Here is a 22,057-nt window from a genome sequence, read left to right as displayed (position 1 = left end):
TTTAGTTTCTCACCGCGATGTTTTTGTTTTGTCAAGCCGTCGAAGGACAGCTTCACTTTATTTTATCGCAATCCTATTTTAATTTCTCACAGCAACTCCAGACGCAGTAAGCTGTTTTTTCAACTCAGGAACTGGTAATTCTCCAAAATGAAATATACTCGCTGCAAGTCCAGCGCTCGCTTCTGTGTCTTTAAATAACTCTTCAAAATGAGCACTTGTTCCTCCACCACCTGATGCAATGATAGGAATACTCATTTTTCTAGAAATGGCATCGGTAAGTTCTAGAGCAAAACCATTTTTTGTACCATCATGATCCATACTGGTAAGCAAGATTTCTCCAGCACCTAATCTTTCAATTTCTTGACACCAAGAAATAGTTTCTAATTCGGTCTCTACACGTCCACCAGCTACATAAACTTTATTTCCGCGTAGGTGGAAATCTGTTGCTGTTGACTCGCTAGGCTTGCTTTTTGAATCAGCTAGATTCTCACTTTCGTGAGAATGCTTCGTATCCACCGCAACCACAATACACTGACTACCTAACTCAGCAGCGAGTTCACTAATTAGTTCTGGTCTTTTTACGGCAGCACTATTGATAGCTATTTTATCAGCACCAGCTTTAATGATTTCTTTGGCAAGAGCTACGTCGTTAATTCCGCCACCTACAGTAAATGGAATATTTAAAACAGCAGCGATTTCACGAACTAGCGGTACTAAAGTGTCACGCTTCTCTATAGTTGCTGTAATATCTAGAAAACACAACTCGTCAGCACCTTGAGCAGCATATTGCTTTGCAAGTTCTACAGGATCACCAGCATCTCGCAATCCAACAAAGTTGATCCCTTTTACGGTACGTCCATCCTTAATATCAAGGCATGGTATAATTCTTTTTTTTAAGCTCATACAAATTCTCTCAATTCCTTAAATGTAATTCTACCTTCATAGAATGCTTTTCCTACTATGGCTCCTTCGCAATTCATTTCGCGCAAGCGATATAAATCTTCTACGACAGCAACGCCACCACTAGCTATTAATTTAACTGGTGCTGTGTTAAGGATTTCCTTATACAGCTCATTACTAGTTCCAGCAAGCATACCGTCTTTTGCTATATCGGTACAAATCACATACTCGATTCCTTTTTTATTCCACTCTTTGATGAATTCTACCACTTCTAGTTCACTACTTTCTAGCCAGCCGTGTGTGGCGATCATTCCATCCTTAGCATCTGCTCCTAGGATGATTTTATCAGTTCCATATCTGGAAATCCAACCTTCAAAAGTTGCAGCATCCTTAACAGCAATACTACCGCCAGTAACTTGTTTTGCTCCACTTTCAAATACGACCTTTATGTCTTCGTCAGTTTTCACACCACCGCCAAAATCAACCTGCAAACCAGTCTGTCCAGCGATGCGCTCCAGCATTTTCCAGTTCACGACGTGACTACTTTTTGCTCCATCTAGATCAACCAAATGCAAGTGTTTTATTCCATTTGCTTCAAATTCTTTTGCAACTTCTAGTGGGTCTTCATTATAAACCGTTTTTTGGTTGTAATCGCCTTGTGATAGACGTACACATTTACCGTCTATAATATCTATTGCTGGTATAATACGCATACTATAATTCTATAAAGTTCTTTAATATCTGCTCACCTATTCCAGCACTTTTCTCAGGATGAAATTGTGTTGCATAAAAATTGTCTTTTTGCAAGACACTACTGAAAGGCAAAATATAATCACAAGCCGCAACTGTGTTTTCGCAAACTTCAGCATAGTACGAGTGTACATAATATACATCTGCTGCTGGTTGTAAGCCTTGCAAGATGGAAGATTGTTGATCAACAACTTCAGTATTTAAACTATTCCATCCCATGTGAGGCACTTTCATTCCTTCGGTAGCCGGAAATTTCTTTACGGTAGTGTCAAAAATCCCTAGACATTCTGTATCACCTTCTTCACTGTGGCTGCACATCAATTGCATTCCTAAGCATATTCCTAGCACAGGCTGTTTCAATTCTCTTATGACTTGATCTAGTCCACGTTCACGCAAATAGTTCATCGCGGTACCAGCTTCTCCTACGCCAGGGAAAATAACTTTGTCTGCCGCCTTTAATTCTTCAGGATCGTCAGTTACTTTATTCTCTATTCCTAGTCTGTTGAGCGCATTAGTGACGCTTCCTATATTACCTGCGTTATATTTTACAATGGCAATCATAAAGTTCCTTTTGTACTCGGTAATTTACCATCACCAGTTTGTTTTACCGCCATTTTTATCGCTTTTGCAAACGCTTTAAATAAACTTTCTATTTTGTGATGCTCGTTATCACCTTCTACTTTCATGTTCAGATTGCATTTTGCCGCATCGCTGAATGATTTAAAGAAGTGGAAGAACAATTCTGTAGGCATATCGCCCACATATTCACGTTTAAATTCTGCTTCCCATACGATCCATGGTCTACCACCGAAGTCTATTCCTACTTGTGCTAGCGAGTCATCCATAGGTAGCAAGAAGCCATACCTATTGATTCCTTTTTTTGAGGATAACGCTTTCGCGAAAGCGTCACCTAAAGCAATCGCCGTGTCTTCAATAGTGTGATGTTCATCTATTTCAAGATCGCCATTTACCTTAATATCTAAATCTAATGAGCCGTGACGTTGTAACTGCTCTAGCATGTGATCGTAGAATTTTAAACCGGTATCTATTTTTCCGTTTCCAGAACCGTCAAGGTTTAAAACGATGTTGATATCGGTTTCATTTGTTTTACGGCTTACCGTGACCTTGCGAGGTTGTCCTTTTAAAAATTCAAAAATCTCTTTCCAAGATTCTGTTTTAAGAACTACTAGTTCGTCTTCAAAAGTAGAGTCGTCAGTAATACTAGGTAGCTGTATTCCTTTACAGCCTAAATTCTTAGCCAGTTGCATATCGCTATTGCGATCACCGATTACAAAACTATTCTCAAGGTCGTAATTACCTTTTATATAATGCGTCAATAAACCAGTTTGTGGTTTACGAGTAGGTGCATTTTGCTCAGGAAATGAACGGTCTATTAAAACTTCACTGAAGTTAATCCCTTCATTCTCTAGAACATTCATCATTAAATTATGCACTGGCCAGAAGGTGTCTTCTGGAAAACTATCCGTTCCTAATCCATCTTGATTAGTCACCATAACTAATTCATAATCTAACTCACGAGCGATGCGATGTAGCTGAGTAATCGCCACAGGCAAGAACTCTAACTTTTCATAACTATCTAGTTGATAATCTACTGGTGGCTCTTTTACGATGGTACCATCGCGATCTATAAATAATACTTTTTTCATGTATTTCCGCGAAGGCGGAAACCTCTTCCCGCAATCGACTTTATTTGATTAAATGCCATCAACGATGACTCTTTTATAATTTTTAAACTATTGAAGAACAGCTTCGGTTTTAATTCATCTAATTCTCTTTAATTTCTCGCAACGCAGTAATTACCGCTTTACATTCCATCATCGTCCCAACGGTAAATCGCAAGGTGTCTTCAATCTGACTGCTGCGATTACGTATAATAATACCTTTATCACGTAGGTAATTATAAACTTGTGTAGCATTTTCTACTTTGGCAAGTACAAAATTTGCCTCACTAGGATATACTTCTTTTATAAAATCAAAACTGTTTAAGTGTTCCACAAGAAAACCTCTGTTATTGATAATTTCTTGTATTTCAGTTTTTGTTTTTTCTTCGTTTTGTAACGCTTCTAGAACTGCTTTTTGAGACAATTCATTTACGTTATATGGCGGCTTTGTTCTATTGAATAATTCAATAATTTCTGAAGAAGCAAACGCAAATCCTACTCTTGCACCAGCCATACCATGAGCCTTAGACATGGTTTGTAACACCACAAGATTAGGATAATCTTCTAGTCGTTTTATGAAACTCATGTTCTCCGTAAAATCTTGATAAGCCTCATCTACTACGATAATACCATTGAAGTTACCGAACAAACGATCTAGCTGTCGTTGATTTTCTAACATTTCTGCTTCAAACTCTGGGGCAAACGGCATGTCCATCATTCCGCCGCGAGTGTAATTTTGTGCTTGCCAGTCGTGTTTTAAATCGGCTTTGAGCAGTACATTTCCAGTAGGGTTATTAGGAGAACAAATCCACAGGAGCTTTATTTCCGCGCAGGCGGAAATCTCATCAAGAATGGCATCTACATTTAATTCAAAACGCTCACTTAACGGAATCTTCAAAACCTCTACATCATTAATCGCTGCACTAACTTCATACATTCCATAAGTAGGTGGACAAGTAATTACTGTGTCTTTTCCTGGTTCACAAAAAATGCGATATAGTAAATCAATAGCCTCATCACTACCATTCCCTACAAATATTTGATCTGGCGAAATGTCTTTTTGTTTTGCAAGTTCTTCTTTTATAGAAGACTGCAAAGGGTCTGGATAACGATTTAAATCTCCCTTAGGATTTTCATTTGCGTCTAATAAAGTCAGCTCATTTTTATCGCTGCCGTATAAATCAAATTCACTGCGAGCACTAGAATAAGACTTCAAATTCCAAATGTTCTTGCGGACTATGTTTTCTAAGTTAAATTCCATTTTTATTCTGTCATTCCGCTATAAAGCGGAATCGCTTAATTATAATTCTCAATTTCTTTTAATCGTACACTCACCGCATTTTTGTGCGCATCAAGACCTTCGGCAGTAGCCATTATTTCAACGACTGGTCCTAGGTTTTTTAAACCTTGTGGTGTTGCTTTTTGATAGGTCACTTTATTTACAAAACTATCTACTGACACGCCGCTATAATTACGCGCATATCCATAGGTAGGTAATGTGTGGTTAGTACCACTAGCATAATCACCTAAACTCTCGCAAGTATATGAACCTATAAAAATAGATCCGGCAACTTGAATTTGCTCCGCTACATCATCAGCATTTTCTGCATTTATGATCAAGTGTTCTGGTGCATAAGCGTCAGACCATTTGATACATTCTGCTATACTTTCTAGAACGATAGTTTTACTATTCTCCATAGCTTTTTCTGCTGTTTGCTTTCGCGAAAGCGTACTTAATTGAATACTTAATTGCTCATTTACAGCCTCTGCTAGAGTAATAGAATCAGTTAATAGAATAACTTGAGAGTCTGGTCCATGTTCTGCTTGTGCTAGTAAATCTGCTGCTACAAATACTGGGTTTGCTTCTTGATCTGCAATAACTAAAACCTCTGATGGTCCAGCAGGCATATCGATAGCAACACCTTGCTGTTGTGCGAGTTCTTTTGCTCTAGTTACAAAAGCATTTCCAGGACCAAAGATTTTATCTACCGCAGGAATACTTTCAGTTCCATAAGTCATGGCAGCAATGGCTTGTGCGCCACCTGCCTTATAGATTTCAGTAACTCCACAAAGACTAGCAGTGTATAATACGGCTGGATTTATATCTCCATTTGAGTCTGTAGGACTGCAAAGAACGACACGTTTATTGCCAGCAATCTTGGTAGGAATGGCTAGCATTAAAACGGTAGAAAAAAGAGGAGCAGAGCCGCCAGGGATGTATAAGCCTACTTTTTGAATAGGTAAAGATCTTCTCCAGCAGGTCATGCCAGGCATGGTTTCTATAACAGGATAATCCTGAGTGTAACAAGCCTCGTGAAATTTATAAATGTTTTGAAAAGCGGTTTGAATTGCTGCTTTTAATTCTGGTGAAACTTTAGTTGCTGCGTCGCTTATTTCTTCCTGTGTAACTCTTAAGTTAGTAAGCTTAGCTTGATCAAACTTTTCTGCAAAAGCATATAACGCCTGGTCACCATTTTCTCTAACCAGCTGTATAATATCTGTTACTGCAGTTTCTACATTAGCACGTTCTTGTTGAGGACGTTCTAATAACTCTTGTTGTTGAGAGTAATCTGGGTTAGATATAATTTTCATTACGCAATTAATTTTTCAATTGGACTCACTAAGATTCCTTGAGCACCAGCATCTTTTAATTGGTCGATGACATTCCAGAAATCATTTTCTTCAATTACCGAGTGTAAGCTAGACCATCCTTCTTCAGCTAGTGGTAAAACGGTTGGGCTTTTCATTCCAGGTAACAAGGCAGATATTTCTTCTATCTTATCATTGGGCGCATTCAATAAGATATATTTACTTTTTTGTGCATTTTGCACAGCGTCTATTCTGAACGTTAGCTTGTCAAGGATTTCTTTCTTCTCTATGCTTAAGTTAGGATTAGAGATTAAAACAGCCTCACTATACATTACTGTTTCGACTTCCTTAAGACCATTCATGATAAGAGTTGATCCTGTAGAAACGATGTCGCAAATACCTTCTGCAAGTCCTATACCTGGAGCAATCTCTACAGAGCCACCTATTTCTTCTGTTGTTGCGTTGATTCCTTTTTCTGCAAAGAATTTTTTAACGATGGTGGTATAACTACTCGCTACTTTTTTACCATTAAACCATTCTAGTCCAGGATAATCTACATCTTTTTGAACAGCAAGGCTTAAACGACAGCCTGCAAAACCTAGTTGCTTGATCACGTCTACTTCTTGATCTTTTTCTTCTACTTCATTAAGTCCTAAAATACCAAGATCTGCAACACCATTTGCTACGTATTGTGGTATATCGTCATCTCTTAAGAAAAGAATTTCCATCGGGAAATTTTTTGCCTGTGTAGATAATTTACGACCACCATTGTCAAATTTAATTCCGCAATCTTTTAAGAGTTGCAAAGATTTATCTGATAGTCTTCCTGATTTTTGTACTGCTATTCTGATCATAATTTTTGTTGCCATTCTATTTTGAGAATGTTATTTAAGCTGCTTACAAACCTTTTTTACCCCAAATTATTGGAAATAAAAAAACCGTCTGAAACAGACGGTTTTTAAAATATGTTTGAATTACATCAATACATTTTTATCTCGCCTGACGGTAAGTTAAATGATGATGATGTAGGTTTTTTGTTTTCATTGCAGTACAAACATAAGTCTGAATTTTGAATGACGAAAATTAATCCTACTTTTTTAATAGGATTTAACTTTAATTTAAAAGTCTATCACTTTTTGTTTAGCGTTTAATGACATGATTATTTAATACTTGATACAAAACTAGCAGCTGCTTGTGAGATGTCATCTACATTGGTGATTTGTCTAATAAATTCACTGCCTATAATCGCGCCATTCACATATTTACAAGCATCTTGAAAATTTTGTTGATTCTTAATATTGAAGCCAGTTAGAATAGGAGTTTTTAAATCCATTTCTTTAAGTTTTCCTAAATAATCTGCTGCTGCAGAAAAGTCTGTCTTAGATCCAGTAGTACTCGCAGAGCTTACAGCATATATAAATCCATTAGAATTATCGTCGATTTCTCTAATGCGCTTTTCTGAAGTCTGTGGTGTCACTAAGAAAATATTACTAATGTTATATTTTTCAAAGATCTCTTTAAATTCAGTTTGATAAACATACATAGGTAAGTCTGGAACTATTAATCCGTCAACACCTACTTCTTGACATTTTTTACAAAATTTCTCTAATCCATATTGCATCACAGGATTCAAATATCCCATCAATAAAACAGGAATTATAGGAGTATGATCTTCTAATTGAGAAAATAACTTTTCAATAGACATACCATTTTCTAAAGCGATTTTACTGCTTTCTTGAATGGTAGGTCCATCTGCCAGTGGATCACTAAAAGGAATCCCTATTTCTACTAAATCTACTTTTGCATTTTCTAAAGCAGTCAGTAGAGTAGTGGTGTCTTCTAATTGAGGATACCCAGCGGTAAAAAATATATTCAACAAGTTTTCAGGCTTGTGTTTAAGTAATTCTGTGAGTTTGTTATTCATCTTCAAGTTCTATAATGCGTTCAAATTCAACTCTTCCATATAAGTATTCATATCCTTATCACCACGACCGGATAAATTAATTACTACACGATCAGTAGGTTTTAAGTCTAGATCTTTCAAAACAGAAAAGGCATGAGCAGTTTCTAGAGCAGGAATAATTCCTTCAAGACGACTGCATTCTACGGCAGCGATGAGTGCGTCAGCATCAGTTACAGCCATATATTGTGCTCGATCTGATACTTTTAACCATGCGTGTGCTGGTCCAATTCCAGGATAGTCTAATCCTGCACTTATACTATGAGGTTCTACAACCTGTCCGTCTTTATCTTGCATCATTATAGAACGACTTGCGTGCAATACACCTGGAGTTCCTAGAGTTAAAGTTGCAGCAGTTTTATCTGTATCAACGCCTAATCCAGCCGCTTCAACTCCTATTAATTTTACTTCTTTATAATCTAAAAAGTGATAGAAAGCGCCCATTGCATTTGAGCCACCACCTACACAAGCAATGACATAATCTGGTAAACCATCCATTTGCTTCTTGATCTCTTCAGAAATCACGGATTGATACCGTGCCACCATATCAGGATATGGATGAGGTCCAACTACAGAACCAATAATATAATGAGTGTCTTCTGGATTATTGATCCAGTCGCGCATCGCCTCGTTAGTTGCATCTTTTAAAGTTTTAGAACCACTTGTTGCTGGTCTAACTTCTGCACCCAACATTTTCATACGTGCGACATTAGGTGCTTGACGTTTGATATCTTTCTCACCCATGTAAACAATACACTCTAGACCTTTTAATGCACAAACGGTTGCTGTTGCCACACCATGTTGCCCAGCACCGGTCTCTGCAATGATCCTTTTTTTACCTAGCTTTTCTGCAAGTAAAATTTGACCAATGGTATTGTTAATTTTATGAGCACCAGTATGACATAAATCTTCACGTTTCAACCAGATTTCTGCTCCATATTTTGCAGATAACCTCTTTGCCAGAAACAATGGAGTAGGACGACCTACATAATCTTTGAGTAATTGATGAAACTCTTCTTGAAACTCTGGCGATTTTTCAATCGCTAGATAGTTCTCTTGTAGCTCTTCAATATTAGGATAGAGCAATTCTGGAATGAATGCACCACCGAATTCTCCATAAAACCCTTTCTCATTTACTTGATAGCTCATTTTCTTAACTTTTCTATGAATGTTTTTATTTCTTCTATGTTTTTAACGCCAGGCGCAGTTTCAAATTTTGAATTGAGATCTACACCTAAAAACATCTTATGTTTAATATCTTTTACTATTGCAACATCATCTATTGATATTCCACCGCTTAATAAAAAGGGAACTTCTCCTTTATAAGAGTCGAGAATAGACCAGTTAAATTTCTTACCGCTACCACCATAATTAGGTGTGGCCGTATCAAATAAGAAAAAGAGTTTACCAACATGTTGTGCGGCAAGCTCTTCCCATTCTTTTAAGCTATCGAAATCAAATTCTTCTTTGATTTGAAATGCTTTAAATATCTTAATATCTATTTCTAGTAACGCTTTCGCGAAAGCGGGATTCTCATCACCATGTAATTGAATAACGTCTAGTTGCAAAGGAATCACATCTTGCAATATTTTTTCAAAAGTCTCATTCACATAAACACCTACAGTACCTTTATTCATGGTTTGTAGGGCAACTTTTTCCTTTTGAATGTCATCTACAAAGCGCTTTGATTTTGAGTATCGTATAATTCCCATGAAATCAATATCCAATTCTTGTAACTGGTTGATGTTTTCTATATCGCGCATACCGCATACTTTAATCATCATGACTTTATAGCTTTTATAAATTGCTCGCAACTTGCTCCTGGTAGGTCTGTCTTCATGAAATTTTCGCCTATTAAGAAACCTTCAAAGCCTAAAGTTTTAAGTTCTTTTACTATTTCAGGATCTGAGATACCGCTCTCTGATATAGCAAGAACATTTTCTGGAAAATGTGGTAAAAGATTTTTACTATTCTGAATATCAGTTTTAAACCTTTTTAAATCACGATTATTAACTCCTATCACAAACTTAGACGTATTCAAAGAAGTGGTTACCTCTTTAATGCGATTCAATTCTTCTAAATCATGAACTTCAAAAAGAATTTCAAGACCTAGATTTATAGCCTCTAGGGACATGGTTTTTAATTCTTCGTTATTTAAACATGCTGCGATTAGTAGAATAGCGTCTGCTCCATAGGCTTTGGCTTCATGAATTTGATATAAGTCAATCATGAAATCCTTGCGCAGGATAGGTATATTAACTTGTGATCTTGCTTCTAGTAAATCGTCTAACGTACCACCAAAAAATGGCTCGTCAGTCAAACAACTAATGGCGCTTGCACCGGCATTTTCATATCCTTTAACGACTTCCTGTAAGCTCGCTGGGCAATGGAAAGAGCCCTTGCTAGGACTTTGTCTCTTATGTTCAGCAATGATACCGCTACCATTCTTTAAACTTGCATGTAGTGAAACTGGTTTACGAGAATAAGCCTCCATAGATCTCAAGTCTGATAGAGGAGCTTGAGCCTTTCTTGCTTTTAGATCTTGAGCAGTTTGATTAGTTATTTTCTTTAGGATATCTTCCATTATACCTGAAATTGTACTCTTGTTTGAATTATGAATTGATCATTGTATTAAGCTTTAAGCTCCATAAGTTTTTGAAAACTTTCTAGGGCTTTACCAGTTTCTAAAGATGCTCTCGCAGCAACGACTGCATTTTTAAGATTTATATCTTGGGCTACTGATATAGCAGTTGCGGCATTAGCGATGACTACATTCTTTTGTGCATCGGTCGCTTTATTTTCAAGTACTTTCATAAAAATCAATGCAGCATCTTCTACAGTATCACCACCATAAATATCTGATTGTTTTAAAGGTTTCATATTAAAATCACTAGCCGATAGATCGCTCACTCCATTATTTTTAGCCATGCGCACTTTTCCTGTAAGACTTACTTCATCATATCCTTCATGTGCATGTAGTATCGCATATTTTTTATCTGTTTCTGACTGAAAAAGATATTCATAATTACGGGCTAGTTGTAAATTAAAAACACCTACGCTTTGTAATTTAGGTTTTGCTGGATTTACTAATGGTCCCAACATGTTAAAGAAGGTTTTTACACCTAATTGCTTTCTAATAGGAGCAACAGCCTTCATCGCCGGATGAAACAGCGGTGCATGTAAGAAAGTAATGTTAGCCTCAGTTATTTGTTTTCTAAGAATATCATGATCATTTGTAAATACAAATCCTAGATGTTCCATAACATTAGAAGAACCACTTACTGAGCTCACTCCATAATTACCATGTTTTGCAACAGGTACACCTGCACCAGCAGTTACAAAACTAGCTAGGGTACTTATGTTAAAAGTGTCTTTTCCATCACCACCAGTACCACATAAATCTATCGGATTAAATTCTGTTAGGTCAATAAGGTTTGCTTGTTCTAACATAGCATCTCTAAAACCTGCCAGTTCTTCTACAGTGATACTGCGCATGCCATAAACAGTTAGGAATGCTGCAATTTGCGCATCGTTTACAGTTCCGCTAGTTATGGCAGTTAGGATATCATAAGCACGCTTTCGCGAAAGCGTCCCATGATTAAATAATTCGTTTAGAATCTCTTTCATACTACAAAGTGTCTATGAAGTTTTTAAGCATTTGTTTTCCTTGCGGAGTCATAATGCTTTCTGGGTGAAATTGTAATCCGTAAATAGGTAGTTCTTTATGTTTAAGAGCCATGATTTGACCGTTTTCATCAGTTGCGGTTATTTCTAGAACATCTGGAAAACTGCTATTTTGTGCAGCCCAAGAATGGTATCGCCCTGCATCAAAATTAGTGTCGATATGATTAAATATCTCATTACCGTTATGTGTCATGTTAGTAGAGATACCGTGATATACTTTATCTAGATTTATAATCTCTCCACCAAAAACTTCAGTAATGGCCTGATGACCTAAACAAATACCTAAAAGTGGTCTTTTATCTTTCAAAAAATCAATGATAGGTAACAAATTGCCAGCTTCACTAGGAATTCCTGGGCCAGGAGATAGAACGACAGCATCGTAATTGACACACTCTTCAGGTGTAATTTTATCGTTGCGAACTACCTTTACTTTTACATTTAAATCCTCTAAATAATGAACCAGATTGAAGGTGAAGGAGTCGTAATTATCTATAAGAAGAATACTTTTCATTATTTAATAATTTGAAATTTACCTTTTGAATCTATGGTGTAATTTGTTTCTACATTATTAACCATTTTTTGGATAGTAAGATCTTTAAAAACTTTACCTGAAAAAATAGTGTCATTATCTGTTCTAGCGAGCACAAGCTCATCTGATAATTGGTCTTTACTGTCATAACTGCGTAGCACAAGTTCCGTTCTGTATCCATCTTTAGTGGTGAAATTTTTAAGCATCGTTTTGATATAAAAATCATTTTTAAATCCCAATGTCACACCTATTCTATAGCTAACGGAGATCGAGTTAAAAATCTCTGTAGGTGTGAGATATTTAATATCGTCATTCTTAATAATTTCAAAATCAGTAAGATTTTCGGTTTTTAGTCTTGTCATATCCTCCGTAGGTTTTACATCTAACAATACAGGATTAGTAGAGCATCCAGTTACAATTAAAGTAAATAAGATAAGTAGTTGAATATTTATTTTCATTTTGTTGAGTGGTTTTGAGTTGCTTGATTTATGGCCTTTCTTAAGGCATTAGTTTTATTATATACTTCTTGTGTCTCGTCATCTATGTTACTATGTACAACAACGCCTGCGCCGGCTCTAAAGTTAAGAGTTTTGCCTTGTGATAATATACTACGTATGATAATGGCGTGATTAAAATCACCATTAAATCCTAAATATCCTATAGCACCGCCATAGAAACTGCGACTAGAGTTTTCATATGTATCAATAAGTTGCATGGCTTTATATTTAGGCGCTCCACTTAAAGTTCCAGCAGGAAAAGTGTCCCCTATAAGCTGTATTTTATCCTCTTCATTAATTAATCCAGTCACTTTACTAACCATATGAATCACGTGAGAGTAAAAATGTATATTTTGATAGTCAGTCACCGCAACATTTCTAGCATGTCTACTCAAATCATTACGAGCTAGGTCTACTAGCATCACATGTTCAGCAGTTTCTTTAGGATCCTTCTTTAAGTCTTCGGCAGCTTTTAAGTCTGCACTGTCATTTCCAGTTCTTTTATAGGTTCCAGCAATAGGCTGTATACTGGCGTGATTTTCTTTGATAATTAATTGCGCCTCTGGTGAAGAACCGAATATTCTAAAATTACCATAGTCAAAATAAAATAAGTAAGGACTAGGATTGATTGCTCTTAATTCACGATAAACATTAAAATCATCACCTTGAAAATCTTGAGAGAATTTGCGAGATAAAACTATTTGAAAAACATCACCACGACGGCAATGTTCTTTCCCTTTTTCAACTAGCTTTTTAAAATCATCATCACTCATCTCTGATGTTTCATCATTAGTTGTATTAAAACTATATTGAGCGACATCTTTATGTTTAATGACGCTTAGTAATTCATTTATTTTAGGTTTTTTTCCATCATATAAGTGTTCAAAAACATGAAGTTGATTATGGTAGTGATCAAAAACCATTACATTTTGAAAAACTTGATAATGAGCAAGAGGTATGTTCTTCTCGCTTTCGCGAAAGCGAAATTCTAAAGACTCAAATAATTGAACAGCATCATAGCCTAAATATCCAAAAAGCCCATGATTAGGAAATGGGAAATCAGAATCTGTATGTGAGAAGGAGTTTTTAAATTGCGTAAGTCCAGCAGCAAGATCATAACTTGAATTGAAAGAAGATTGCTCGCTTGAACCATCTGGATACTGACTTTCAATGCTTGTGTTTGTAACTGAAAACTGCGCTATCGGATTACAACAAATAAATGAATAACTATTACTGCGTTCACCATACTCATTACTTTCTAGTAATATACTGCCTGGATATTTATCACGTAATCGCATATATATAGCTACAGGTGTAAGCATATCTGCTAATATGGATTTTTGTGTAGTTTTTGCTTTATGTTTTTGCATTATAAGTTCTAAAAATGGGTAAAATAAAAAAGGTCTGCCGTTAAGCAGACCTTTTTGTTATATAAACATACGGGTGACTTTACGGCTGTTGAGCTGTATCATTCCACCACCAAGTATGATTTGTGTTTCTCATAGAGGTTGTAAATGTAAGTAGGCATTTTCAAACCTACAAGTATCTAACATTTTTTTAATAACCTTCATCATGTACACCACTTACTGCTCGACCTGATGGGTCATTCATGTTTTTGAAAGCTTCATCCCATTCTAATGCAACAGGTGTCGAGCAGGCTACAGATTTTAAAGAAGGTACACAGTTTGCGGCAGTATCGCTAGGGAAGTGTTCACTAAAAATACTACGATAGTAATACTCTTCTTTATTTTGCGGCGGATTGATTTTAAATTTAAATGGAGCTGCCTTCATCATTTCATCAGTCACCACATCTTCTACGACTTCTTTTAAGGTATCGATCCAGCTGTATCCAACGCCATCGCTGAATTGTTCCTTTTGTCTCCAAGCGACACTTTTAGGTAGATCATCTTCAAACGCTTCTCTTAAAATGTGTTTTTCCATTTTTCCATTTCCACACATTTTATCTTTAGGGTTGAGTCTCATAGCTACATCCATAAATTCTTTATCTAAGAACGGAACGCGACCTTCAATTCCCCATGCTGCAAGAGATTTATTTGCTCTTAGGTTATCATATAGATGTAGTGTATCTAGTTTACGCACGGTTTCTTTATGAAATTCTTCTGCACTAGGTGCTTTGTGAAAATATAAGTAACCTCCGAAAATCTCATCACTACCTTCACCAGATAGAACCATTTTAATTCCCATAGATTTAATAACTCGTGCAAGAAGATACATAGGTGTGGATGCTCTAATGGTAGTAACATCATAGGTTTCTAGAAAATAAACTACGTCTTTTATTGCGTCTAGACCTTCTTGAATTGTGAAGTTGACACTGTGATGCACGGTACCTATATGGTCTGCAACTTCTTGTGCTGCTGCTAGATCAGGACTTCCTTCTAAACCTATGGCAAATGAATGTAATTGAGGCCACCAAGCCTCTTTGTTATCACCTGATTCTATACGCTTTGCGGCATATTTTTTTGCAACAGCACTTACAATAGAACTATCTAATCCACCAGAAAGTAACACACCATATGGTACATCGCTCATTAAATGTCTATGAACAGAATCTTCCATTGCTTTCTTAAGTTCAGCGACAGAGCTTTTGTTTTCTTTTACTGAATCATAACTTTTCCACTCGCGATCATACCATTTTGTAAAGCTGCCATCTTCACTATAATAGTAGTGTCCTGGCGGAAATGGGCTGATTTGATTACAGGTGCCTTCTAAAGCTTTAAGTTCACTAGCGACATAAAATTGCCCTAATTCATCTGTACCATGATAGAGAGGAATGATTCCTTGATGGTCTCTTGCGCATAGGAAAACGTCTTTTTCACTATCATAAAGAGCAAAACCATACATACCGGTAAGCTCATCCATAAAGTCTATACCTTTATCTTGATAAAGAGCTAATATGACCTCGCAGTCACTTTTAGTTTTGAATTCATAAGAATCTTTATAATGGTCACGTATTTTTTGATGGTTGTATATTTCTCCATTTACGGCAAGTACTACTTTACCATCTGGACTATATAACGGTTGACCACCTGATTGTGGATCTACAATGGTTAATCGTTCATGAGCAAGTATTGCATTACTACCACAATAAATACCTGACCAGTCCGGTCCTCGATGTCTTAATTTTTTTGATAATTCTAAGATTTTTTCTCGTTGGTCTTGGCTGTCTTTTTTCAGCTGAAACATCCCTACTATTCCGCACATAACTAAATTGTTTAAATGAAAAAAGGTCTACTGTGAAGTAGACCTTTTGAATTTTTTAAAATACCAGATACTACCTTACGTGAGTAAAGAATTATTATTAAATCTGATATTATTGTTTTTTATCATAACTCTGTAAATGTAAAAAAAATCTTTTAGCAAACAAATTTCTGTTACAATTAATACTTGCGTAGGATTTGTAATAGGTCTTAATGTCTAACTGAAGATTTAATAACATCTGGCATTTTAGAGGCAAATTTTCTCCACCTTGGAATTGATACACCTTGTATATAGCCTTGATTAGGATGCAGTTTTGCATAGTCCTGATGGTATTCTTCAGCAATCCAGAATTTTTGAAAAGCTTTTACTTCAGCAGCTACTTTATAGCCTTCGTTAGTTAGGGCAGTAATTTTATCTTCTATAATTTTCTTTTGCTCATTATTCTGATAGAAAACAATACTTCGGTAGGATTCACCTATATCTGGACCTTGACCATTTACTTGCTCTATATTTTGTGAGGCAAAATAAACATCTACTAAAGTTTTAAAACTTACAGTTTCTGGATCGTAAATTATTTCATTTGCTTCAGCATGATCTGCATGGTTTCTATAAGTAGGATTTTCAGTGTTGCCACCGCTATATCCAGAGATAGCTTCTTGGACACCTTGAACGCTTTCATATATTTCTTCTACACACCAGAAACAACCACTAGCAAAGTATGCTCTTTCTAATCCGTCTTGAGTGTTTACTTCTACGGGTAAAATTTCTTTTTGCTTTGCCTTTTTTTCAACTGGTGTATTACAGGTTGAGGCAATAAATATTAATATTATGGTACTTATCAGTTTCATGGTTTACTTGTTTCAAGTAAAAATACTTTTTGAAGAAAATAGTTGTATTAAAAACTCGTTAAATAAAAAATCCCTTATCTATCATTAGATAAGGGATTTCTATACGTTATGATAAGTGACTATAGTTTAGCAAATACTTTTTCCATTGCCTCAACCTGCTCTTCAGCAAGAGCTGCATCTACTAAAATACGTCCTGAATGTTCATCTGTAATGATTTTTTTACGACTTGCAATCTCAACCTGCACTTGTGGTGGAATTGTGAAGTAAGAACCACCAGAGGCACCACGTTCGATAGGTACAACAGCAAGACCGTTACGTACACTAGTTCTTATACGAGTATAAGCCTTAATTAATCTAGCTTCAACTGTAGTTGCGTGATCTTGAGACATTTTCATAAGAGCTTGCTCTTCTTTTTCAGTCTCTTTTAGAATTTCTTCTAACTCAGCTTTTTTATGCTTAAGATGTTCTGCACGTTGTGACATACGATCTTTACTAGCATTCACAACTTCATTTTGTTGCTCGATTTGAGCTTTAAATTCACGAATGTGTTTTTCTGCAAGTTCCATTTCTAGTTCTTGAAATTCAATTTCTTTAGAAAGAGAGTTGAATTCACGATTGTTACGTACATTCTTTTGTTGTTCTGTATACTTTTTGATAAGAGATTTAGATTCTTCAATTCTATTTTTCTTATCCTTGATAGATTCGTTAAGCTCTTCAAGTTTAGCGCTAAGCTTAACCACACGTGTGTTTAATCCTTCCACCTCATCTTCTAGATCTTTTACCTCAAGAGGTAATTCACCGCGCACATTGCGAATCTCATCTATTCTGGAGTCGATTAATTGTAGATTGTAAAGCTCTCTAAGCTTATCTTCTACAGTAGCTTCCGTCTTTTTTGCCATCTGTTTAATAATAGTTTACAGGGTTTGTTTGCGCATCTGCACAAAGGATTGCAAAATTACTAAATTTTTTGCTAAGATATTCGTGTAAAATGTTTTTTGTAAACTGTTCACTTTCATAATGTCCCACATCGCATAATAGAATGGACTCACCTTGAAAAAAGTCGTGATATTTTAAATCTGCCGTTATGTAAGCATCTGCGCCGGATTGTATAGCGTTTTTAATGCCAAAAGCTCCGGAACCACCTAGTAATGCTACTTTTTTTATTTTTTTATTTTTTGAATTGGTGTGCCTTACAACTCTTGAATTGAAAGTGTTTTTTGTCTTGTTTAAAAAGTGATTAGTACTCATCTCTTCTTTAAATTCACCTATTGCACCCATTCCTATATGGTCATATTGGTTGTTTAAAGTCGATATTTCATAAGCAACTTCTTCATAAGGATGACTTTTAAATAGGGTTTTAAGGACGATAGACTCTAAATGTGGTAAGAATGTCACAGACAACATAGTTTCTTCAATTGTAGAGCGTTTTCCTTTTTCTCCAATCATTGGGTTACTTTTTTCATTACCTAAGAAAGAGCCTGTTCCATTTATGCTAAAACTAGACTCTTCATAGTTGCCTAGTTTACCAGCGCCTACTTTAAAAAGTTCTTCTCTAACCATTTCAAAATGACTCTTTGGTATATAGGTAACTAGTTTTTTGATAATGCCTTTCTGCGGGATTAATGTCTTAATGTTTTTTAATCCTAATTCTTCTGCCATACGGTAGCTAACACTGTATTTTGCATTATCCAGAGCCGTATGTGTAGCATAGATAGCAATGTCGTTTTTTATGGCTTTAACAACCGCTCTTTTGACATAATTATCTGGTTTTAAGTTTTTAAGTCCACTAAAAATAATAGGGTGGAAGGCCACTATTAAATTACAATTTTTAGTTATAGCTTCATCGACAACATTTTCTAGACAATCTAAGGTTACTAAAACACCTTTTATTTCTGTATTAGAATCGCCAGTCAATAGACCTGTGTTATCAAAATCTTCAGCATAATGTCTTGGAGCTAATTGTTCAATATAGGAAAGGACTTCTTGGATTTTCATGAATACGATTTAAAAAGCTAAAGATAAAATTAACCTACTTTTGAAACATGCAATCGTTAAGAAATTTATTATTTCCGTTTTCAATACTATATAATGGTATCACTCGAGCTCGTAACTGGGCATTTGACAATGGTTATCTTACTCAAGAAACTTTTGATATACCAGTGATAGCAGTAGGCAATTTGAGTACTGGAGGAACTGGTAAGACTCCTATGATAGAATGGTTGATAGAACATTATAAAGGAAATCAAATTGCAGTTCTAAGTCGTGGTTATGGACGTGAGACTAAAGGTTACATTGAAATAGAAAATCATCATACAGCCGCTCAAGTAGGTGATGAGCCATTGCAAATTAAATTAAAGTATAATGACGCCATCATAAGTGCAGTTTGTGAGAAAAGAGTAGATGGTATTATAGAGTTATTAAAAAATCACTCTATAGATATTATTTTGTTAGATGATGCTTTTCAACATAGATATGTGAAGGCTAGTCATTATATTTTACTCACTAGTTATGACAGGCTTTATTCAAATGATTATTTATTGCCAGCAGGCAATTTAAGAGAATCTAGAAAAGGAGCTAACCGTGCTCACACGATTGTTGTTACTAAGTGTCCAGAAAATCTTTCTCAAGCAGAAATGGATTCTATGATACAACAGCTAAAACCTTTGAAGAATCAGAAGGTTTATTTTTCTACTATTGAATATGAAAAAAGGGTATCTCAATCTAATAGATCTATTTTGTTAGATGAGTTAAAGTTTGATAAGATTACGGCGGTTACCGGTATAGCAAAACCAGCACCTTTCATAAATTTCTTAAAGAAACAATTTGAAGTTGAGCATCTAGAATATGGTGATCATCACCGCTTTCGCGAAAGCGAAATTGACATCATTGCTGCTCAAGATATCGTTATTACGACCGAGAAAGATTATACTAGACTGTCGCCATGGGACGTGCCAAAAGTATATTATTTACCTATGAAGATAAGGTTTTTAGGAGAAGAGCCCCAATTTATAGTACTTGATAATTAGTAAATGCTTTTTGAATTTTTTCAAAAAACTCATCCATTTTAAACGGCTTAGGGATTATGTCATCAAAACCTATTTGATACAGTTCTTTCTCTGAATCATTTAAAGTGACAGCAGTTAAGGCTATAATAGGAATCTCTCTATTGAGTTTACGTATTTCAGTAGTTGCTTTTTTACCGTCCATTACAGGCATATGTATATCCATTAAAATCAGGTCATATTCTGTCTCTTGTACCTTTTGTAATGCCTCTGCACCATGATTTGCGACATCGCAGTTAAAATTCTTGCCTTCAAGAATTTTACGAGTAATCATCTGGTTAATTTTATTATCTTCTACTACTAGGATTCTTTTTTCTAAGTGTTCTCCAGGAGCGAGAGGCTTTTCACTTAAAACTTCATTTATGGAAGTGGTCTTAACTGGTGCGACTATCTCAGAAGGCTCAGACGGGAAAACTACTTCTTTATCAGATGTATACTTTGGTTTTGAGATTGATTTTACAGGTTGATAGTCATCATAAAATTTATTAGAGTCTGGTAAATCAAACCATATATCAAATGAAAAGATACTACCGCGTCCTAATTTACTATCTAATTTGATGTCGCTTTGCATTAATTCAACTAGATTTTTTACGATAGCTAATCCTAGCCCAGTACCACCATATTCTCTTGTTGTGCTAGATTCTTCCTGTGCAAAGTTTTCAAAGATGGCAACTTGCTTCTCCTCGGATATTCCTTTACCGTTATCTTCAACTTCAAATCTGATAAGACAACGATCATCAACTTGCTTTACTCGATTTGCTCTAATCCAAATATTCCCGTTTTGAGTGAATTTTATGGCGTTACCTATAAGATTAATTAATATCTGAGTGATTTTTACTGGATCACCATTAATGCGACTAGGTATTGCATCATCAAATTCTAATTGAAGTTGATTATTGCGGTCTCTAGATTGACTTTCTAATGACGTGGTAAGGTCTTGAATACGTTTTTTAAGACTAAAAGGGATAGATTCTAATTCTACCTTATTAGCTTCAAGTTTATTGAAGTTAAGTATGTTGTCAATTAAGGATAACAAGTACTCACCAGACGATTGTAAGGTCTCTAAGTGTTCTTTCTGATCAGATCTAGGTGTGTTCTCTAATAATAGGTGAGTTAAACCTGTAACGGCGTACATAGGTGTTCTAAGTTCATGGGTGATGGTTGATAGAAAGTCTGCTTTAATTTTTGCAGCATCTTGTGCTCTATCACGCTCTTCAATCAATGATTTGTTTTTAACTACCAATGTTTTGTTTGCTCGCAACCTGAACTTATTGTTCTTAAAAAGCGACATTGTTAGTAAAGAAAGCAATGTCAGTAAAACAAAAAATAAAATATTTGTATAATCGTGTCTATCTAGGTCTTTTTGCTTTTTTGCAAGTTCAACTTTTAAATTTTCATTCTCTTTATTTCTTATAGCTAGTGCATTGCCGCTATCACCGTTTTTGTCTATAGATTCCTTAAGTTCAATATAACGATCCATATACTCTAGACCTTTTTGATAGTCGCCTTGTGCACGAGCAATTGAGGATTTAAGGCTGTAGGTTTCTTGTTCAGTGGTTATGAAGCCATAGTTTTTACTGATTCTAAGGGCTTCATTAGTTGCAGCATTTGCCTCATCTAGTTCTTGTTTTTCAAAATAGGCTTTAGCTAATCCAAGTGTCGCTTGTGATTCATAGAAGTGTAATTGTTGTTTTTGCAGTAACGGTATTACATTCCTGAAACCATTTACGGTCTCATATAAATTTTTAGTTTCAAGATTGAGCTGAGCTCTTAAAAATAATTGTAGAGCTCTCAACTCTTGATTTGAAGAATTTTGTATTAAAATCTTAGCACTATTAAGGGTTTGATCGGCATCAATAATCTTTTTATTTTTAATTAAAAGATTAGATTTCAGCAAGTATAACCTTATTTGGCTGTCGGATTTTTCAGGAATAAGTTGTTCAATGTCTGATAACTTAAGCTCTGCAAGATCTAATTGATTACAAATTAAAAAATACTCTGCCTGGACTAATTGAGTACTAGCAAATAATGAAGAGTCTTTTGCTATTTCTATGGCACTAGAAACAATATCCTGAGCTTTTTCATAGTCTGTCTTTTGTAGAGCTAAACGTGCTTTTTCGAGCATCGCTTCTACTGCAATCTGTTGACTGTTAATAGATAACGAGGCGTCATCATCGCTTTGAGCGAGGCATAGTCCACCCAATAAAAGGGCGAATAATAGTAGTATTTTATTAATTGGAGAGATAAAGTACTTATTAGTAAACACACAAATATAGAATTACGCTCGTTAAAAGCCTTAAAACCTGTCAATTTAGCTACTTAAGAGTGTATTTCGTC

21 protein-coding genes are annotated in these 22,057 nt (G+C 35.6%); 1 reads left to right on the top strand and 20 read right to left on the bottom strand.

The features are described from left to right. Positions 1–78: 78 nt before the first annotated feature. From hisF to R1T42_RS08635, 19 genes are all read right to left on the bottom strand, one after another. The gene (gene hisF / locus R1T42_RS08725; protein WP_317290054.1) at positions 79–903 is read right to left on the bottom strand and encodes an imidazole glycerol phosphate synthase subunit HisF; all 825 of its coding nucleotides are present in this window, start codon (positions 901–903) and stop codon (positions 79–81) included. Continuing rightward, positions 900–1,613 carry a 1-(5-phosphoribosyl)-5-[(5-phosphoribosylamino)methylideneamino]imidazole-4-carboxamide isomerase gene (hisA, locus tag R1T42_RS08720; RefSeq protein ID WP_317290053.1) on the bottom strand — a complete coding sequence of 238 codons (714 nt, stop codon included), beginning with the start codon at positions 1,611–1,613 and terminating at the stop codon, positions 900–902. The genes hisF and hisA overlap by 4 nt, the downstream gene beginning before the upstream one ends. Position 1,614: 1 nt before the next feature. Further along, positions 1,615–2,211, bottom strand: a complete 597-nt coding sequence (hisH, locus tag R1T42_RS08715; RefSeq protein ID WP_104515717.1) for an imidazole glycerol phosphate synthase subunit HisH — start codon at positions 2,209–2,211, stop codon at positions 1,615–1,617. Next, a complete protein-coding gene (gene hisB, locus R1T42_RS08710) occupies positions 2,208–3,317 on the bottom strand; it encodes a bifunctional histidinol-phosphatase/imidazoleglycerol-phosphate dehydratase HisB (RefSeq protein WP_104515716.1) in 1,110 nt (369 codons plus the stop codon). Before hisB ends, hisH begins: the two co-directional genes overlap by 4 nt. A 118-nt stretch (positions 3,318–3,435) precedes the next feature. Continuing rightward, on the bottom strand, positions 3,436–4,593 hold the full coding sequence (locus tag R1T42_RS08705; protein ID WP_317290052.1) for a pyridoxal phosphate-dependent aminotransferase: 1,158 nt from the start codon (positions 4,591–4,593) through the stop codon (positions 3,436–3,438). A gap of 35 nt (positions 4,594–4,628) precedes the next feature. Next, positions 4,629–5,924, bottom strand: coding sequence for a histidinol dehydrogenase (gene hisD, locus R1T42_RS08700; RefSeq protein ID WP_317290051.1), 1,296 nt, complete (start codon positions 5,922–5,924; stop codon positions 4,629–4,631). Next, positions 5,924–6,790, bottom strand: coding sequence for an ATP phosphoribosyltransferase (hisG, locus tag R1T42_RS08695; RefSeq protein WP_317290050.1), 867 nt, complete (start codon positions 6,788–6,790; stop codon positions 5,924–5,926). Before hisG ends, hisD begins: the two co-directional genes overlap by 1 nt. 290 nt (positions 6,791–7,080) lie before the next feature. Continuing rightward, positions 7,081–7,845, bottom strand: coding sequence for a tryptophan synthase subunit alpha (gene trpA / locus R1T42_RS08690; protein WP_317290049.1), 765 nt, complete (start codon positions 7,843–7,845; stop codon positions 7,081–7,083). Between the two features lie 9 nt (positions 7,846–7,854). Next, positions 7,855–9,030: a tryptophan synthase subunit beta gene (gene trpB, locus R1T42_RS08685; RefSeq protein ID WP_317290048.1), complete on the bottom strand. Its 1,176-nt coding sequence runs from the start codon at positions 9,028–9,030 to the stop codon at positions 7,855–7,857. After that, entirely contained in the window at positions 9,027–9,644 is a 618-nt protein-coding gene (locus R1T42_RS08680; protein ID WP_317290047.1) for a phosphoribosylanthranilate isomerase, read from the bottom strand. The genes trpB and R1T42_RS08680 overlap by 4 nt, the downstream gene beginning before the upstream one ends. Before the next feature lie 17 nt (positions 9,645–9,661). Next, positions 9,662–10,465 (bottom strand): indole-3-glycerol phosphate synthase TrpC, encoded by an 804-nt coding sequence (trpC, locus tag R1T42_RS08675; protein ID WP_317290046.1) that lies wholly within the window; start codon positions 10,463–10,465, stop codon positions 9,662–9,664. A 47-nt stretch (positions 10,466–10,512) separates the two neighbouring features. After that, a complete protein-coding gene (trpD, locus tag R1T42_RS08670; protein WP_036580197.1) occupies positions 10,513–11,508 on the bottom strand; it encodes an anthranilate phosphoribosyltransferase in 996 nt (331 codons plus the stop codon). Position 11,509: 1 nt separating this feature from the next. Then, positions 11,510–12,076 (bottom strand): anthranilate synthase component II, encoded by a 567-nt coding sequence (locus R1T42_RS08665; RefSeq protein WP_317290045.1) that lies wholly within the window; start codon positions 12,074–12,076, stop codon positions 11,510–11,512. Further along, positions 12,076–12,552 (bottom strand): hypothetical protein, encoded by a 477-nt coding sequence (locus tag R1T42_RS08660; protein ID WP_317290044.1) that lies wholly within the window; start codon positions 12,550–12,552, stop codon positions 12,076–12,078. The genes R1T42_RS08665 and R1T42_RS08660 overlap by 1 nt, the downstream gene beginning before the upstream one ends. After that, the gene (locus R1T42_RS08655) at positions 12,549–13,961 is read right to left on the bottom strand and encodes an anthranilate synthase component I family protein (protein WP_317290043.1); all 1,413 of its coding nucleotides are present in this window, start codon (positions 13,959–13,961) and stop codon (positions 12,549–12,551) included. Before R1T42_RS08655 ends, R1T42_RS08660 begins: the two co-directional genes overlap by 4 nt. A gap of 187 nt (positions 13,962–14,148) precedes the next feature. Then, positions 14,149–15,813 carry an asparagine synthase B gene (gene asnB, locus R1T42_RS08650; protein WP_317290042.1) on the bottom strand — a complete coding sequence of 555 codons (1,665 nt, stop codon included), beginning with the start codon at positions 15,811–15,813 and terminating at the stop codon, positions 14,149–14,151. A 206-nt stretch (positions 15,814–16,019) separates the two neighbouring features. Then, the gene (gene msrA, locus R1T42_RS08645; protein WP_317290041.1) at positions 16,020–16,658 is read right to left on the bottom strand and encodes a peptide-methionine (S)-S-oxide reductase MsrA; all 639 of its coding nucleotides are present in this window, start codon (positions 16,656–16,658) and stop codon (positions 16,020–16,022) included. A 119-nt stretch (positions 16,659–16,777) separates the two neighbouring features. Beyond that, complete coding sequence (locus R1T42_RS08640) at positions 16,778–17,557, bottom strand: zinc ribbon domain-containing protein (RefSeq protein WP_036580212.1); 780 nt, start codon at positions 17,555–17,557, stop codon at positions 16,778–16,780. Positions 17,558–17,561: 4 nt separating this feature from the next. Beyond that, on the bottom strand, positions 17,562–18,653 hold the full coding sequence (locus R1T42_RS08635; RefSeq protein WP_317290040.1) for a Nif3-like dinuclear metal center hexameric protein: 1,092 nt from the start codon (positions 18,651–18,653) through the stop codon (positions 17,562–17,564). 47 nt (positions 18,654–18,700) lie between these two features. Between R1T42_RS08635 and lpxK the strand changes: the two genes are divergently transcribed. Then, positions 18,701–19,684 (top strand): tetraacyldisaccharide 4'-kinase, encoded by a 984-nt coding sequence (gene lpxK, locus R1T42_RS08630; RefSeq protein WP_317290039.1) that lies wholly within the window; start codon positions 18,701–18,703, stop codon positions 19,682–19,684. Here lpxK and R1T42_RS08625 read toward each other — a convergent pair. Then, positions 19,665–21,923, bottom strand: a complete 2,259-nt coding sequence (locus R1T42_RS08625; protein ID WP_317290038.1) for a hybrid sensor histidine kinase/response regulator — start codon at positions 21,921–21,923, stop codon at positions 19,665–19,667. The two genes, lpxK and R1T42_RS08625, sit on opposite strands and share 20 nt — an antisense overlap. Positions 21,924–22,057: the final 134 nt, after the last annotated feature.

Source organism: Nonlabens ulvanivorans, from assembly GCF_032922765.1.
In the GTDB taxonomy this organism is placed as follows: domain Bacteria; phylum Bacteroidota; class Bacteroidia; order Flavobacteriales; family Flavobacteriaceae; genus Nonlabens; species Nonlabens ulvanivorans.
Note: the sequence above shows the minus strand (reverse complement) of the source record. Positions and strands in the feature narration are given on the sequence as shown.

Excerpts from the sequence above, each read along its gene's own strand:
- hisF (WP_317290054.1), bottom strand. The coding sequence starts at position 903 with ATGAGCTTAAAAAAAAGAATTATACCATGCCTTGATATTAAGGATGGA.
- hisA (WP_317290053.1), bottom strand. The coding sequence starts at position 1,613 with ATGCGTATTATACCAGCAATAGATATTATAGACGGTAAATGTGTACGT.
- hisH (WP_104515717.1), bottom strand. The coding sequence starts at position 2,211 with ATGATTGCCATTGTAAAATATAACGCAGGTAATATAGGAAGCGTCACT.
- hisB (WP_104515716.1), bottom strand. The coding sequence starts at position 3,317 with ATGAAAAAAGTATTATTTATAGATCGCGATGGTACCATCGTAAAAGAG.
- R1T42_RS08705 (WP_317290052.1), bottom strand. The coding sequence starts at position 4,593 with ATGGAATTTAACTTAGAAAACATAGTCCGCAAGAACATTTGGAATTTG.
- hisD (WP_317290051.1), bottom strand. The coding sequence starts at position 5,924 with ATGAAAATTATATCTAACCCAGATTACTCTCAACAACAAGAGTTATTA.
- hisG (WP_317290050.1), bottom strand. The coding sequence starts at position 6,790 with ATGGCAACAAAAATTATGATCAGAATAGCAGTACAAAAATCAGGAAGA.
- trpA (WP_317290049.1), bottom strand. The coding sequence starts at position 7,845 with ATGAATAACAAACTCACAGAATTACTTAAACACAAGCCTGAAAACTTG.
- trpB (WP_317290048.1), bottom strand. The coding sequence starts at position 9,030 with ATGAGCTATCAAGTAAATGAGAAAGGGTTTTATGGAGAATTCGGTGGT.
- R1T42_RS08680 (WP_317290047.1), bottom strand. The coding sequence starts at position 9,644 with ATGCGCGATATAGAAAACATCAACCAGTTACAAGAATTGGATATTGAT.
- trpC (WP_317290046.1), bottom strand. The coding sequence starts at position 10,465 with ATGGAAGATATCCTAAAGAAAATAACTAATCAAACTGCTCAAGATCTA.
- trpD (WP_036580197.1), bottom strand. The coding sequence starts at position 11,508 with ATGAAAGAGATTCTAAACGAATTATTTAATCATGGGACGCTTTCGCGA.
- R1T42_RS08665 (WP_317290045.1), bottom strand. The coding sequence starts at position 12,076 with ATGAAAAGTATTCTTCTTATAGATAATTACGACTCCTTCACCTTCAAT.
- R1T42_RS08660 (WP_317290044.1), bottom strand. The coding sequence starts at position 12,552 with ATGAAAATAAATATTCAACTACTTATCTTATTTACTTTAATTGTAACT.
- R1T42_RS08655 (WP_317290043.1), bottom strand. The coding sequence starts at position 13,961 with ATGCAAAAACATAAAGCAAAAACTACACAAAAATCCATATTAGCAGAT.
- asnB (WP_317290042.1), bottom strand. The coding sequence starts at position 15,813 with ATGTGCGGAATAGTAGGGATGTTTCAGCTGAAAAAAGACAGCCAAGAC.
- msrA (WP_317290041.1), bottom strand. The coding sequence starts at position 16,658 with ATGAAACTGATAAGTACCATAATATTAATATTTATTGCCTCAACCTGT.
- R1T42_RS08640 (WP_036580212.1), bottom strand. The coding sequence starts at position 17,557 with ATGGCAAAAAAGACGGAAGCTACTGTAGAAGATAAGCTTAGAGAGCTT.
- R1T42_RS08635 (WP_317290040.1), bottom strand. The coding sequence starts at position 18,653 with ATGAAAATCCAAGAAGTCCTTTCCTATATTGAACAATTAGCTCCAAGA.
- lpxK (WP_317290039.1), top strand. The coding sequence starts at position 18,701 with ATGCAATCGTTAAGAAATTTATTATTTCCGTTTTCAATACTATATAAT.